Origin of the sequence: Cyclobacterium xiamenense, from assembly GCF_042140265.1 — a bacterium.
Lineage (GTDB): Bacteria > Bacteroidota > Bacteroidia > Cytophagales > Cyclobacteriaceae > Cyclobacterium > Cyclobacterium xiamenense_A.
In genome coordinates this window covers 1392145-1407680 of record NZ_CP159481.1, presented here as the reverse complement: position 1 = coordinate 1407680, position 15536 = coordinate 1392145, and the positions used below count along the sequence as shown (strand labels likewise).

Sequence of the window (15536 nt, the reverse complement as noted above, 5' to 3'; positions counted from 1 at the left end):
ATCTTCGATTACATCATTTATCATCTATCACTCATCATCTATGTATATAATCCTCGTGTACGACATCGGTGAAAAGCGGGTGGGTAAGATGCTCAAGCTTTGCCGGCGGTATCTGAATTGGATTCAGAATTCGGTTTTTGAAGGAGAGATAACCGAGGTAAAGCTCAAGCAGCTTTTGCATAGCGCACGGCTGATTATGGATGAAGAAACAGACAGTTTGATTCTATTCAAAAGCCGGGAACAGAAGTGGTTGGAAAAAGAAATCATCGGGCAGGACAAAAACGACTTGGATACTTTTATTTAAGGGGTTTGGTTGTCGATGAATACGTTTTTGACACGATATAGCCTCCCTCAGTGGATCATCCGCTTTACATGATCTATTTACGCCTAATCAAGGGGTTGTCGAAGGTCGGGGAAAATCCGGTTACTACCGAGCGACGATGCAAAGGCACAAAAACCTATCCCCGAACCCTTATTTTTAGAGGAATTTGGCCTATTTTTACGACCTGGCCATCGGCCCTTAATCGCACCATACAGGAATTGAAATTTACTTTGCTCGTTGGATTGCAGGATCAAGATGAAACCCTTAATCGCACCATACAGGAATTGAAATACTTTTTGAATATTAATGCTCATTTCTTACTATCGTCCCTTAATCGCACCATACAGGAATTGAAATAAACCGGTATTTGTTCGATGAAAACGGACAGATTGCCCCTTAATCGCACCATACAGGAATTGAAATTTTTTTAAATCAAACTACGCAAGCCTTTCACATATTCCCTTAATCGCACCATACAGGAATTGAAATAAATTAACGCTGTCCGGGCCTTTGTCCGCTCCGGTTCCCTTAATCGCACCATACAGGAATTGAAATTTAGCGGTACAAAGAGCCGAAGCCGCTGCCGTTGCCGCCCTTAATCGCACCATACAGGAATTGAAATTTGATTTTAACCGGTGCAATACCCAATATGGGGAAACCCTTAATCGCACCATACAGGAATTGAAATATGATTTCTGATTCTTTTCCCGGTGTGGGGTTGCACCCTTAATCGCACCATACAGGAATTGAAATAGCATTGAAGAAGAAGCAATATTGATGTTTTTCAAACCCTTAATCGCACCATACAGGAATTGAAATAGCTTGACCGTTCAGCGGTTCGCATCCGGTCCCGCTCCCTTAATCGCACCATACAGGAATTGAAATAAGAAAAGAATTGAACCGCGAAAAACTTACATACATCCCTTAATCGCACCATACAGGAATTGAAATAAGCCGGCAGCAAATCGAGCAGCTAAAAAAAGCCAGCCCTTAATCGCACCATACAGGAATTGAAATAATTGCCCGAAGAGTCAATGCTGCACGGTATTTCATACCCTTAATCGCACCATACAGGAATTGAAATTTGACGATCAGAACGAAGATGAAGACGGCAACACGGCCCTTAATCGCACCATACAGGAATTGAAATATGGGACCTGAACCAACGGTCTGCCACGATGGCCTACCCTTAATCGCACCATACAGGAATTGAAATAAATCTGTATGAGGGGGCTAATCCGCTCTTTGACGGGCCCTTAATCGCACCATACAGGAATTGAAATTAGCTTCGCACCGGCCAGTGTAGTGCCAAGTTTGCCGCCCTTAATCGCACCATACAGGAATTGAAATATCGCGGTAGACCTTGGTAAGCGGGAAGCTGTCCGCCCTTAATCGCACCATACAGGAATTAGGACCGAGCGGTAAAAAAAGCCCCGTTGAGGCTCTTTAGCAAGGGTATCGGTTGCAGTGCTGGTTCGAAAAACTACTCTTTTTTGTCCTTAACCTGCAAAAATACTGACCGAATACTGGCAACAATTCCGCAAAGACGACAAGCGTTTTGACTGGAGAGTCATTTACGTCATCCAACCCATTCCAACCTAAAAAAAGTCGCAAAAAAATACCCTTCTCCCGAATTTTTGTGGGACCGGCAAACAAAATACCCACAAATCACCAGATACCTGTCAGTTCGTATACCCGATGGTTGCGTTTGAATCCGGTCAACCGTGCTTGGGAATAAGGCTGCTCCGGAAACACAATCTCCGACAGTACCAATGCCCCCTGATTGACAAAAACCTCCACCGAAGACCGGTCCAGAAATACCCGCAATTCGTTTACTTCCATACCATTTAGCGGGGCCGTATGCAGGGCAGGAAAGGCCTCACTGAAACCGCTAATCCCGGATTGACTGCGATCAAAAGTGAGTTGATCACCCTTCTTTGCCAGCAGGACCTTTTCCCCAGCTTGGTTGCCAAGCTCCAGTCGGAAGTCTCCCGCTTCGGGAAACAGCAGCAACTCGGCCAATTCGGCCTCAATATCCCAGGAATCACCTTCCTTGGTACTAGCGGATTTTCTCAGTTTCTCCAGTTCGGCCACCGGTCTGGATCGTATCAGGTACGTTTCCCCCTCCCGGATCAGCTGTAACGCTCTAGGCAGGGTGTTGGCCGAGCGCCAGTTTTCGGTAGGTACCACATTCGCATAAGCCCAGTTGCTCATCCATCCGATAAAAAGCCTCCTTCCGTCCGATTCCGGCACGTTTGACCAGGTCACCCCAGCGTAGTTATCCGCTCCGTAGTCCAGCCACTTTACCTGATCACTTTCGCTGGTAAAGGTGGTACCGTCAAAATCGCCGACAAAGTATTGGGTAGCGGAACCGCCGTTTGGCCCACCGGGGTTAATGCTCACGAAGAGAATCCATTTTTCCTCACCTTCGGGGGTAGTTAGGGTAAAAAGATCCGGACACTCCCAAACGCCTCCATAGGCAGCCCACTCGGGTTGAAAATCACTCTCATAGGTCCAATCCAGCAGGTTGCCGGAAGAATAGAAACGGATACGGTCTTTTACCGCCAATGACATGATCCACCGGTCCCCTATCCGGGACACTTTTGGATCTCTAAAATCCCGTATCCCAGGGTTTTTCAAGACCGGATTGCCCGTATATTTGGTCCAGTTTCGTCCCCTGTCGGTACTGTAGGCGATTCCCTGGGTCTGGAAATCTTCCCGTCCTGCTTCGGCCCCTACCGGATCGTGGTACGTATAAATGGCAACAAGAGGCGGGTTATCCGGGGTACCAAGGCCACTACTATTGGTTTCGTCAAATACAGCTGATCCGGAAAATATCCAACCCAGACTGTCCGGAGCAATAGCGATGGGCAGATGCTCCCAATGCACCAGATCTTCGGAGATCGCATGTCCCCAATGCATGGGCCCCCAGACGTTGCTGTCGGGGTAATGCTGGTAAAACAGGTGGTATTCACCCTCGAAATAGACCATGCCGTTGGGATCATTCATCCATTGGGAAGGGGGGCTAAAGTGATACTGAGGTCGAAACGGTTCGTCAAACCGGCTGTCCTGTTCGAGCTTTTCCCCTGAAGGGGCGGACGAACAGCCCACAGAAACTGCGAGGACTGCCAAAAAGAGTACGGGAAGGAAGGCATTTGTAGGTGTATACATGGCATCGCTTTTTTTCACCATTTTCTGGAACCGTCATGCGAAAGCCCTTTTTAATTACAGGATTACCATTGGCCGGGAAATAATCCCGTAAGCTCCACCAAAAAGGTTGGATGGTGCCGCAGGCTTTTTTCGCATCGACGACATTCAAAGGTACGAAAGATGCCCCACAAACCGGAAAAGACCGGTCAAATAGTAAAGTTCGCGGTGAAAAAACCGACGAACGCCCGTCCCGAAACTTGCACGCGTTGGCTGCATATCCTAGCTTTGTACCATGCAACGCCGCCCCTTTACCTACTTGTTTCGCATCCGATACCTGGGGCTGCGCTATCATGGCTGGCAGGCACAGAAAGGAGTAAAAACCATTCAAGGTACCCTGTACCGTACTTTTCGCTACGTACTCGGTCACGAGGACTTTACCCTGCTGGGAGCCAGCCGGACGGATAGCGGCGTTTCCTGCCTTGACGGGGCCTTCGAGCTGTTTTTGCGCGAGCCCACCGACGCCTCCAGCCTATTGGAGCAGGCCAATGAAAACCTTCCTCCCGATATTCACCTGCTCAGCTGTCGCACCGTCCCGGCTTCTTTCAATATCATTCAGGACGTGAGCTGCAAACAGTACGGGTATTATTTTTCCTTCGGTGAAAAGCCGCATCCATTTTTTGCCGGTACACTGGCTTACGCCGGGAAAAGTCTGGACATCTCATTGATGGAGCAGGGAGCTCTCCTTTTTAGAGGCAAGCACGATTTTCGCAGGTTTTGTAGCCCGGGAAAGAATACGGATGACTTTCACCGGGAGATTGATTATGTGGACCTACTTGCAGCCGATCGTTCGCTGGTTCCACTTGTACCGGAAAATACCCGCATCTTCCGGGTACGGGGCAAGGGATTTTTAATGCACCAGGTGCGGCGGATGGCGGCTGCCCTTTTCCTGCTCGGTAGCGGAAAATTGAGCCTCCAGATGCTGGAAGCAGCACTTCTAGGAACGGAAGCAGCTCCGCTAGCGCCAAAAGCACCCGCCACGGGACTGGTGCTGGAAGAGGTGGAATTTCACGAAGGAAGCCTGGTGAATGCGTAATTCCTGCTTTTAACGGCTATATCCGATACCCAGGCAAAGGACAAAAAGCCGATGAATGCCTCCCTCCCGTCTGGATGCAGCGTTCCGGCCGATTCTGTCCGACCGATTTCAACCCGTTGAAGCACACGCTTTAGGGGAGGTATACCCAATAGATCAGACTATAGGCCGCCCCCCAAAGCAACAAAATGGCGAGAAAATTCAATACCACACCCGTTTTCATCATGTCTCGTATGCCGATGTACCCGCTGGAAAAAAGAATGGCATTAGGAGGCGTGGATATGGGGAGCATAAATGCAAAGCTGCTGGCCATGGTCACTGGAATGGCAAAAACCAAAACTGCCTCTCCCAGTCCATCGGCAATGCCCATAACCACGGGCAGAAAAATGGTCACCAGGGCTACATTACTCATCACTTCAGTCAGAAATAACGATACTGTGGTCAGTGCCAACACCAGCACGGCGATCGAAAACCACTGGTTTTCGGCGATGTAGCTTCCGATCTCTTGTATGATTCCCGCTGCCTCCATACCTTTTGCCAGAGACATCCCTCCGCCAAAAAGCAGTAAAATCCCCCAGGGAAGCCGCTCCATGTGCTTCCAATCCAACAACTTCCTTCCTTGCAACCGGTTTGCCGGGATTAAAAAAACCAACAGCCCGCCCACCATGGCAATAATGGTGTCGTTCAGGAAAGGGTTTGGAAGTAGGCTATTCAGGGGATTTCGAAATATCCAGAGAAGCGCGGTGAGCACCAACACCCCGGTGGTACGTATTTCGGCACTCCGAATCGGTCCCAGGGCATCCAACTGATCTTGGATCACCTCCGCCGAACCGGCGATATGCCCCAGCCGGTTTGGGTAGGCCACTTTTACCAAATACAGGTACATTAGAAGCCCCATGAACAAACCGATCGGCAAGCCTACCAGCAGCCAGCGACTAAAGTCCAGGGAAACTCCATACAACTCCTGCATGTACCCTACCAATACCACGTTTGGAGGGGTTCCAATAATGGTAATGACCCCACCAATGTTGGCTGCGTAGGCGATCCCCAACATCAAGGCAAAAGCAAAATTGCGAAAGCCTTTTTCTTTATCCAGGCCCGGATGGGTGGACTGCATCAACTGCAAAATGGACAGCGCAATGGGCAACATCATGACGGCTGTGGCCGTATTGCTGATCCACATGCTTAGAAACAAGGTAGCCAGGTAAAAACCCAGGATAATGCCATCTGGCCGCGTACCTGTAATTTTTATCAGGTTGAGAGCAATACGTAGGTGAAGCTTGTTTCGCTCCATGGCCAGAGCGATAATAAAACCACCCATGAACAGGTAAATCACAGGATTGGCATACGGCGCTGTTGCTTCGCTCATCTCGAAAATCCCCAACAGTGGGAGGAGAATCATCGGCAACAAGGCGGTAACGGGAATGGGAACCGCTTCGGTTACCCACCAGCAGAGCATCCATGCGGCCAGCGCCAATACCCGGCCGGCATCGCCCGGCTCGCCTGCACCGAAGGACACGCTGCCCATAATCAAGGCAAACAAAACCGGCCCCAAAAAAAGGCCCACATTGCCGGAAGTAACTACGTCCTGTGCAGGATTGGATGTGTTCATAGCAGGTAATTGCAACAGGTTGGAACGCCCTAAAAATAAGGTGAATTTTTAAGAACTACCCCACCTGCCCCCGGCAAATGCAACTCCTGCAGGAAGGCGACTCCCTTCGTGGCCCTGCTTAGCCGGCACAGAAATAAAAAAGCTTTTTTTGTTTTAGGTATTTCGGTTTACCTTCGTGCCTTGAAATAAACAGAGAAGCAATCGACTTATGAGAACCTGGTTTTTATGTAAAGTTAAGTACGCCAAAGAAAACGAGCAGGGGCTGCTCAAGAATGTTTCCGAGCAGTACCTGGTGGACGCTGTTTCCTTCACGGAAGCAGAAGCCCGGATTTACGACATGCTGGGCAGCGTGATTCGGGGCGATTTTCAGGTAACCAGCATCGGGAAAAGTACTATCGTGGATGTGTTTTTCTACGAAGACGTGGATGTGTGGCACAAATGTAAAATCACGTACATCGTAGCCGATGCCGACAGCGGAAAGGAGAAAAAAGTCACCCAGTACATGCTGGTCACGGCTCATCATGTAAAGGAGGCTTACGAGCGGATATACGAAAGTCTGAACAACATGCTCGTAAGTTTTAACGTGCCGGAGGTTAGCGAAAGCCCGATTGTAGAAATTTTTCCCTACGAAAAGGACGATGAAGAACTCAACCCTGCGATTCCCGACAATCTCAAACCGGTGGAACAAACCGAAACCGGAAAAGACGAACAGTAGGGCCTGAGGTACCTGGCGGCATGCTTCCGGTAAGCGCTTTCGCTTCAGGTAGCAGGGTATTTGGCCAGGTAAGCATCGATGCCTCCTTCCAGATTGATCAGGTTTGAAAACCCGTGTTTCTTCTCCAAAAGCGCGATGGCTCGCTGGCTGCGGGAGCCTTTTTCGCAATGTACGATCACCTTTTTGTCCCGGTCGATCTTTCCTACCGCTTCCTCCAGCTGAGATAGCGGGAGCGAAACCCCGCCCATATTGACTCTTTGGTATTCGTACGACTCGCGCACGTCGATGAGTTGGTACGGCTCGGCACCTAACTCCAGCTCACGGTATTTTTCCACAGAAATCCCTTTGATTCCCGACGGCTGACCAATACCGCAGAAAGCCTCGTAATCGATCAGACCTTTTTGGACGGGTCGATCCCCATTAAGCGGGTTATCCGGCCTTCTTTTGACCACAAAAACCCGACTGCTAAACGCCAGCGCATCGAATAGTGCCATTTTCCCGCTGAGTACCTCGCCGATGCCGGTAAGGATTTTTATTACCTCCAAGGCCTGCATGCTACCAATGATACCGGGAAGGACCCCAAGTATTCCGCTTTCCGCACAATTGGGCACCAATCCCGCCGGCGGTGGGCTGGGATAGATATCCCGGTAATTCGGGCCAATCGTACCCGCTTTATCGCGGTAATTGAACACCGCTACCTGTCCTTCAAATTGGTACACCGAACCGTATACATTAGGCTTTCCAGCCAGTACGCAGGCATCGTTTACCAGATACCGGGTGGGAAAATTGTCCGTCCCGTCGGCCACCACATCGTATTGAGAAACAAGATTCATCGCATTGGCAGCGGTGAGACGCTCTTCGTAGGTTCGGATCTGAATGAAGGGGTTGATTTGTTCCAGCCGCTTTTTTGCTGCCAGAACCTTGGGCTCGCCAATTTGTGCGCTGTCAAAAATCACCTGTCGGTGTAAATTGGATGCATCCACCTGATCGAAATCGACAATCCCGATTTGGCCTACCCCGGCAGCGGCGAGGTAGAGCAATAGCGGGCTACCCAAGCCACCGGAGCCTACCACCAAAACCCGGGCTTTCTTTAGCTTTTCTTGCGCCTCCAGCCCAAATCGGGGCAAGACAAACTGCCTCCTGTAATGCTCAAATTCCCCATCGGAAAAAACACGGTCGTTCATCATAGACTCCTGGTTCGTATCAAAGTTAACTACTTTTCCTGGCTATCTCAATACGCCGTCCAAACCTCTATGCATTGCCTTCGCTCCTGGCCTGGGCAAGAGAGGCAGACTGGATTTACCTGTTGAGAAAATCAAAAATTGCTACGACAAGCAAACCAAAAAATCCTTTTTGGGGTTTCAAATACAAATTCTTTTATACATTGAAGTGATTTTATTAACTTGCACGGTAAACCAAATAGTCGAATGAGAACAGTTTCATTAATTTTTCTAAGCCTGCTCTTCTTTTTTTCGTTTCCTTCGTTTGGTCAGGACGATCGTAAAGACCGTCTCGGGATTGGCATCGGACCGGCCAAAATGTACGGGGACAATACCGGTGTCCACAGTCAATTTAAATTTAAAGTTCTTCCAGCCATCACTGTTGATTTCAGCAAGAAACTAGAGACGCATTTTGACGTAAAAGCCACTGCAGGTTGGCAAATGGTCAATAGCGGAGATTTTTATTCCATGGAACAAATTGACGTGATTGCTGAATCAAATCTACCCCATGCCTTCAGTGGAAGCGTTTTCTTTGCGGACGCGATGCCCATTTACCACATCAACCCCAACGAAAGCGGATACCTGCCGTCCTTGCTAAAGGTGTACGCAGGCCTGGGCCTCGGCTATTTTTATTCCCAGCGTACCGACGAGCGATTGATCCTCGGCGACCCGCGCCGGAGAACAGAAACCTACCCCGCTTCCGATTCGGGCATCTACATTCCCGTACGGGTCGGATTTTATAAGGACCTTAAATCGGATGCAGACATCGGCCTGGAAGCTACCCTCATCGTCAGTCCCTTTTCCGAACTGGAAGGAAACGATCAACAGCAGAAGCGCTTCAAGTCCGATATGCTGATGCAATTGCAGTTTTATTACCGGATTTTTATTGGCAAATAAAGGCACTGCCGTTTCCCCTACCGAAGGTAGAATCATCCGAAATTTTTAGATAATTTTCTCATAAACTTTTTAAAAAGCACATATCTGTTTAGATTTAACGGTTAGTGTTCTTAGCCAATATTTTATGAAAATCAACAGTTATGTCTTGTTTCTTTCCGTAGTTGCGGCTTTGGGAGGATTTTTATTCGGTTTTGATACGGCGGTCATCTCGGGAGCCGAAAGGCAAATCCAGGAAGTATGGTCTTTAAGTGACTGGAGTCACGGCATGGCGGTGGCCATTGCCCTCTATGGGACGGTGATCGGCGCCTTGTTTGGCGGCATTCCCGCCGATCGGTACGGACGAAAATCTTCCCTGATAGGAATCGGCATTCTGTACTTTGTCTCAGCTGTGGGCTCCGCACTGGCACCGGAAGTATATTCATTTATGGTATTTCGTTTTATAGGAGGCATTGGTGTAGGGGCTTCTTCCGTAGTAGCGCCCATGTATATCAGCGAAATATCCCCCGCAAAAAACCGTGGGCAGCTGGTCGCACTGTTTCAATTTAATCTGGTTTTCGGAATTCTGATTGCTTATTTTTCCAATTACCTGATCGGACTCAGCATCGACGTGGAGAGTTGGCGCTGGATGTTGGGAGTGGAAGCCATTCCCGCGTTAATTTACACCCTCCTGGTGGTAAAGGTTCCCCTTAGCCCTCGCTGGTTGATTGCAAAACGGGATGATTTCGAAAATGCCGAACGCATATTAAAGCGCACCGATCCTGAAGGAGTAACGGAGGCCATACGACTGGCTTTGGAAGAAAAAAAATTGAGCAAGGTTACCGTGAGTTTTTCCGCCTTGTTTCACGCCAAATACATCCGAATCACCCTCTTGGCCGTATTCATTGCCCTATTCAACCAGCTCTCTGGCATCAATGCCATCATTTATTTTGCGCCTCGCGTGTTCGAAATGGCAGGGATCAGTGCGGAAAGCGCGCTGTTGTCCACGGTAGGTATCGGGGCAGTGAATATGGTCGCCACCATGCTGGGATTATTTCTGATTGACCGAATTGGTAGAAAAAAACTGATGTACATAGGATCGTTCGGATACATCGTATCCCTGGTATTGATTGCGTATTCTTTCTCGGGGGCTCAGATTAGCAGCAGCTTTCTCCCCCTATTCGTTTTCATGTTTATCGCTTCCCACGCAATCGGCCAGGGCGCTGTTATCTGGGTGTTTATCTCGGAGATTTTCCCGAACGAAATCCGCGCATACGGCCAATCCATTGGTTGTTTTACCCATTGGATACTGGCAGCAATTATTGCCAACGTGTTTCCCTTCTTCGCCAATCAATTTGGAGCGGTGGTCATATTCGGATTCTTTGCGTTGATGATGGTATTGCAGCTCGCCTGGGTGCATTTCAAAATGCCAGAAACCAAAGGCCGCTCTCTGGAAGAAATTCAACAAGCGTTCAGTAAAGAAAATGCCTAAGAAAATTATTTGCTACGGAGAAATGCTATGGGATATCTTCCCGAAGGAAAGTATTGCAGGTGGGGCCCCGATGAACGTGGCCTTGCACTTGCAGCACCTGGGCATGGAAGTGGAAATGATTTCGCGAATTGGTGATGACAAACTGGGTAAAAAATTACTTGCATTCGTAAAAGGGTTTGGGCTTTCCGATACTTTTATCCAAACAGACCCGGAACTGCCCACAGGTACCGTACGTGTAGACGATCAGGACAAAGAAAACATACGCTATGACATCGTCAAACCGGCTGCCTGGGACCATATTCAGTGGTCCGAAACAATGGAAAAAACGGTTAAAAATGCAGATGCCTTTATTTTTGGAACACTGGCCGCCCGTCACGAGGTAAGCAAAGCTACCCTGGATCGATTACTGAACACATCCGTGCTCAAAATCGTAGACCTTAACCTCCGGAGCCCCTATTATTCGGCCGATGTGATCGAGCAGTGTTTAACCAAAGCAGACATCCTGAAAATCAACGAGGACGAACTTACCTTGTTGGCCGATTTCTATGACCTTCCTAGTAGCATGGAAGCCGCGCTGGAAAAAGTAAACGAGCTCTTTGGGTTTGAACTAATTTGCATCACTCTTGGGAGCAAAGGAGCGGCACTGTATCAGGACGGAGAAATCGTCAGCCATCCGGGATACCCGGTGAGCGTCAAAGATACCGTAGGTGCAGGAGACGCATTTTTGGCGGGCTTCCTCTCTCAGTACCTGGCGAACGAATCCCCGGAAAAAGTGCTGGATTTTGCCTGTGCCCTGGGTGCACTGGTGACCACCTATCCGGGGGGAACCCCGCAATATACCCGGGAAGACATCCATCGCATTCAACATCTCTAGCGTTCTTTTACCCCGGTTTTTCTTTGAAACAAACCCGATGTGGAGCACGAAGCCACCCAGGTGAGGACCTTTTCCGACAAGTCCTTCAAAACCAGGACCAGACAAAATTCAAACGTCACCCATAAACCCCTGCCAATGCTGAGTCTGCAACCCGGCCGGACTCGGAGCGCAGTATCAAAATCATCCAAGAAACCGAATATCCTATCATCGGTAGTTCCCAACGCCTCCATTTCGATCGAGGGGAGCATTCGCGGTAATGGTTGCCGCCAAAAAACTGGCGGAACCCTTCCCTTACGGCACTCAGGGAAGAAAAGACAAGCGCCTTATACCAGGCGCTTTTCGATATAGCTGGAATTGAGGATCGCCAGCGCTCCCATGTATTTGAGACGGAATTTCACCAGGTCGCCCACTTTGTATCCCTCGGGGTTTTCTCCAAGATTGATGATCAACATGTCAGAACTTGCTCCTAAAATTTCAAACTCCCCATCATCTGCGATCAGGTATTTCGGGTCCACGTCCAACAACCCAAGGTCCAGGATGGCGCGGAAAGAGGATTTTCCATACAAGGATTCATCGATATCGGCTATTTCCCCTTGAGGATTGGAAGCCAGCGTTCCCGTGGGAAGCAATGGTTTTTCCTGCATCTCAATAATCTCTGCGAAAAGCTCAAATACGTCCGGGTTCATTCCTTCAATGGTCTTTTCTTCGAAAAGATCCACACCAAAATACAGGGTTTCCCCTACCCGAAAATGATTGACACCCTTAGGCAACTGCTTGTGAAGCATCAAGGGAATGGTCACGGAAGTGCCTGCAGAAACCCAAGGAATTTTTTTGTTGAATTTTAACTCGATGATTTGCTTGTACAGCGACAGCTGAATCAACTTGTCCGCGGAAGGCATGACCCCGTTGAGGCAATTCAGATTTGTGCCCAGGCCAATGATTTCCAGGTTGGGCAATTCAAACACCTTGGCATAAAAATCGATAAGATGGTCTCCCATCACTCCTTCCCGCAGATCCCCCGTTTCCACCATGATGATGATTTTATGCTTTTTGTTCTGATGCACCGCCTCTTCGCTTATCCAGCGGATGGTATTCAGTTCACTATTCAGGCTTACATCGGCGTACCGGACCATGTCTGCCAGGTTTCGCTTGGAGGGAGGCTTGATGTATACCGTTTGCACCTTTGGGTTGATTTCCTTTACCTTCGCGAGGTTGCTAATCCTGGAATCGTGGATTTCGTCGGCTCCCATATCGATCAATTCCTTGATGTACATACGGTTGCCGCAAAGTATTTTTGAGACCACACCCCAAGACACCCCGTTAGCTTCAAATTCTTTTCTTAGAAATTCAAAATTTCCTCTGAGTTTATCGCGATAAAGGTTTAAGAATGCCATGTTATTTTTTTAATCTCATTTCCAGGTACTTGTTCGTAAAGCCGAGCTTTTCGTAAAGAATTTTGGCTGGGTTATCCGGCTCTACATGCAGCGCAATGTCTCCTTCCGCCTTATCGATTGCGGCCTTCATCAGTTTTTTTCCCAAACCTTTTCCCCGCTGAGAGGCATCCACTGCGATGTATACCAGGATATTCTCTGGGATATAGCCGGACATCCCGGTTTTGTTGACCACCACCGTACCAACGATGGTGCCTTCCTCCCTGGCCATGACGACGAATCCCCCCTTCTCACCGGCCTGGTCCAACGCATAATTGAGACAGCGAAAAATATCTTCTTTGGGGTCTCCATACTGATCCAGGTGTTCAAACAAAAAATCAGCTATTTCGAGTTTTTGCAGGTAGGTTGCCTGATCACCTGCTGAAAGAGTTTCTATAGTAGCCATGTATCGAATCGTGATTAGTTTGGTTTCAATGAATTACTTCTTTGCTGAATAGACAAGCAAAAACACTGCTAGAGATGACAGAACCCCAAAAAAGTTAGGATCCAGACCAAATGGCAGCTCTAAATCCAACATCGACAAAATGGCGGTGGTTCCCCCACCGATGATCATGGATGCCATGGCGGCCAATGGAGAGCGCATGCCCCAAAACAGACCTGCAACGATCGGGACCAGAAGTCCGGACACCATAAATGCGTACGAATACAGCATTAGCTCGAGCACATTGGTCATCTGAATCGCTACAAGAAGGGCCACGGCACCTATCAGTAACGTAAACAATTGGCTCATCCGCATCACATAACTGTCCTTTTTATGCTTCAGGTACCGACCAAATATGTCTGTGGTGAGATTGCCCGAAGCGGCCATCAAGCAGGAATCGGCCGTAGATAACACCGCGGAAAAATAGGCAGACATCATCAATCCCATGATTCCCGGAGGCAAGACAGTGCTTAGCAGGATGGGTAGACCCATTTCCGGGTCCAAATCCTCCTGGCTGACGGCGATAAGCCCCTGCTCGAATGCCACCTTGGCCAATAATCCCAGGGACACGCCCATAAAGGCCATGATGGGCCATTCAAACAAGCCGGCAATAAACCAGGCTTTTTTTGCCGATTTCACATCGGTGCTCGCAAAGATTCGCTGGTACAGCGTCATCCCCACAAACCAAATGGGCAAAATGGTAATCCCCCAGTTGGCCAAATCCTGCCAACGCAGATTGGTTAGCGAAAAGTACTGCGGAGGTAAGGTCTCCGTGATCGATTCCCAGCCGCCTACGTGGAAATACGACACTGGTAAACCGATAAAAATGAAACCCATCATCAAGACGATCCACTGAACGGTATCTGTGTAAATTACGGCTTTTAAGCCGCCCAGCACGGTGTAGACCACAGCAATAACTCCCATGATCAACAGGGCAAGGTTTAAATCCAATGGCTTGAACGTGCCCGCCGCAAGTTTTGCCCCTGCCAGCAGTTGGGAAGAAGTAAACCCCATGTAACCGACAAAACAAATAACCGCAGCAAGAATCCCCACCTTCCGGTCGAAAAGGTGTTGGAATATTTGAGGAAGGGTGTAGAATTTCGCAAATTCCGGGTTCGCACGCACACGGGGGATGAGCAATACCGCTGCCATCCAGGCCCCCAACAAACCGGTGAACAACATCCAACTCCCCGATAGGCCCATCAGAAAACCCAGCCCTCCAAGACCCACCGAAAATCCTCCGCCTACGTCGGTAGCAACGACCGAAAGCCCTATGTGCCAACTTCCGATATTTCTTCCGCCTACGTAGTAATCATCCTGCCCGGTATTTTTTCGCATGAAGTAAACCCCTACTCCAAGCATTAAAAACATGTATACGATAAAAATTGCTAAATCAATTAACGGCATTTTTCATTGGTTACGTCGATAAATCGCTTCCCATTAACTAACATAAAAATCGAGAATTCCTAATTCATTCCGATGGAAACTCCGGCAGGAAGCCAGGGATTAATGAAAACAACTAAAAAAAAGACCGGATTACCGGTCTTTCTGTGCAGGTTTTTACTCAAACATTTTCCGTACTCAGAGATGCGGAAAAATACTCTCTATTCATTCGTGCGATATTACTTAATTTGATTTCCTTCGGGCATTCAGCCGCGCAGGCGCCGGTATTGGTACAAGCGCCGAATCCCTCGGCATCCATCTGCGCAACCATCCTCTCTGCTCGCTCCCGCTTCTCCACCTTTCCTTGAGGTAGCAACGATAATTGAGAAATCTTCGCCGATACAAACAGCATGGCAGAAGCGTTTTTACAGGCCGCAACACAGGCACCACAGCCGATACAGGTGGCGGCGTCAAAGGACTCGTCCGCGATCACCTTGGGAATCGGGATTTCGTTGGCATCCGGCACCCCGCCTGTATTTACCGAAATGTACCCTCCTGCCTGAATGATCCGATCAAAGGAACTACGGTCTACCACCAGGTCCTTTAAAATGGGAAACGCACTCGCTCTCCAGGGCTCGATGGTAATCGTATCACCGTCGCTAAACGAACGCATGTGTAACTGACAGGTAGTGGTTTGTTGGGGACCGTGCGGTTGGCCGTTGATATACAGGGAACACATCCCGCAAATACCCTCTCTGCAGTCGTGGTCGAAGTGAATCGGATCCTCTCCCTTTTCAGAAAGGTCTTCGTTCAATACGTCGAGCATTTCCAGGAAAGACATGTCCGATGAAATACCACTAATACTATATGTTTTGAACCCCCCTTTGTCGGATGGGTTCTTTTGTCTCCAAACTTTTAACGTAAGATTCATGT

13 protein-coding genes and 1 CRISPR repeat array are annotated in these 15536 nt (G+C 48.8%); of the genes, 6 read left to right on the top strand and 7 right to left on the bottom strand.

The features are described 5' to 3' along the window. Positions 1 to 40: 40 nt before the first annotated feature. Entirely contained in the window at positions 41 to 304 is a 264-nt protein-coding gene (cas2, locus tag ABWH99_RS06040) for a CRISPR-associated endonuclease Cas2 (protein ID WP_375585392.1), read from the top strand. Positions 305 to 517: 213 nt separating this feature from the next. After that, positions 518 to 1737: direct repeats of the CRISPR family, unit length 30 nt; unit sequence CCCTTAATCGCACCATACAGGAATTGAAAT. 253 nt (positions 1738 to 1990) lie between these two features. Here cas2 and ABWH99_RS06035 read toward each other — a convergent pair. After that, positions 1991 to 3493 carry a glycoside hydrolase family 32 protein gene (locus tag ABWH99_RS06035; RefSeq protein WP_375585391.1) on the bottom strand — a complete coding sequence of 501 codons (1503 nt, stop codon included), beginning with the start codon at positions 3491 to 3493 and terminating at the stop codon, positions 1991 to 1993. 271 nt (positions 3494 to 3764) lie between these two features. On the opposite strand from ABWH99_RS06035, the gene ABWH99_RS06030 reads away from it, so the two are divergent. Then, complete coding sequence (locus ABWH99_RS06030; protein WP_375585390.1) at positions 3765 to 4565, top strand: tRNA pseudouridine(38-40) synthase TruA; 801 nt, start codon at positions 3765 to 3767, stop codon at positions 4563 to 4565. 130 nt (positions 4566 to 4695) lie between these two features. Here ABWH99_RS06030 and ABWH99_RS06025 read toward each other — a convergent pair whose 3' ends face one another. After that, positions 4696 to 6174 carry an SLC13 family permease gene (locus ABWH99_RS06025; protein ID WP_375585389.1) on the bottom strand — a complete coding sequence of 493 codons (1479 nt, stop codon included), beginning with the start codon at positions 6172 to 6174 and terminating at the stop codon, positions 4696 to 4698. Between the two features lie 208 nt (positions 6175 to 6382). Between ABWH99_RS06025 and ABWH99_RS06020 the strand changes: the two genes are divergently transcribed. After that, complete coding sequence (locus ABWH99_RS06020) at positions 6383 to 6889, top strand: DUF4494 domain-containing protein (RefSeq protein ID WP_375585388.1); 507 nt, start codon at positions 6383 to 6385, stop codon at positions 6887 to 6889. A gap of 44 nt (positions 6890 to 6933) precedes the next feature. Here the strand turns inward: ABWH99_RS06020 and moeB are convergent, their stop codons facing one another. After that, on the bottom strand, positions 6934 to 8073 hold the full coding sequence (gene moeB / locus ABWH99_RS06015) for a molybdopterin-synthase adenylyltransferase MoeB (RefSeq protein WP_375586549.1): 1140 nt from the start codon (positions 8071 to 8073) through the stop codon (positions 6934 to 6936). A gap of 243 nt (positions 8074 to 8316) precedes the next feature. Here moeB and ABWH99_RS06010 point away from each other — a divergent pair, with 243 nt between their 5' ends. From ABWH99_RS06010 to ABWH99_RS06000, 3 genes are all read left to right on the top strand, one after another. Beyond that, a complete protein-coding gene (locus tag ABWH99_RS06010; RefSeq protein WP_375585387.1) occupies positions 8317 to 9006 on the top strand; it encodes a hypothetical protein in 690 nt (229 codons plus the stop codon). 124 nt (positions 9007 to 9130) lie between these two features. Next, positions 9131 to 10474 carry a sugar porter family MFS transporter gene (locus ABWH99_RS06005; protein ID WP_375585386.1) on the top strand — a complete coding sequence of 448 codons (1344 nt, stop codon included), beginning with the start codon at positions 9131 to 9133 and terminating at the stop codon, positions 10472 to 10474. Then, on the top strand, positions 10467 to 11348 hold the full coding sequence (locus tag ABWH99_RS06000; RefSeq protein ID WP_375585385.1) for a carbohydrate kinase family protein: 882 nt from the start codon (positions 10467 to 10469) through the stop codon (positions 11346 to 11348). Before ABWH99_RS06005 ends, ABWH99_RS06000 begins: the two co-directional genes overlap by 8 nt. 323 nt (positions 11349 to 11671) lie before the next feature. On the opposite strand, the gene ABWH99_RS05995 is transcribed toward ABWH99_RS06000, so the two are convergent. The 4 genes from ABWH99_RS05995 to ABWH99_RS05980 form a co-directional block, all read right to left on the bottom strand. Beyond that, a complete protein-coding gene (locus tag ABWH99_RS05995) occupies positions 11672 to 12742 on the bottom strand; it encodes an alanine racemase (protein WP_375585384.1) in 1071 nt (356 codons plus the stop codon). Position 12743: 1 nt separating this feature from the next. Then, entirely contained in the window at positions 12744 to 13184 is a 441-nt protein-coding gene (locus ABWH99_RS05990) for a GNAT family N-acetyltransferase (RefSeq protein WP_375585383.1), read from the bottom strand. A gap of 33 nt (positions 13185 to 13217) precedes the next feature. Continuing rightward, the gene (locus ABWH99_RS05985) at positions 13218 to 14627 is read right to left on the bottom strand and encodes a sodium:solute symporter (RefSeq protein ID WP_375585382.1); all 1410 of its coding nucleotides are present in this window, start codon (positions 14625 to 14627) and stop codon (positions 13218 to 13220) included. Between the two features lie 157 nt (positions 14628 to 14784). Then, entirely contained in the window at positions 14785 to 15534 is a 750-nt protein-coding gene (locus ABWH99_RS05980) for a succinate dehydrogenase/fumarate reductase iron-sulfur subunit (protein ID WP_375585381.1), read from the bottom strand. Positions 15535 to 15536: the final 2 nt, after the last annotated feature.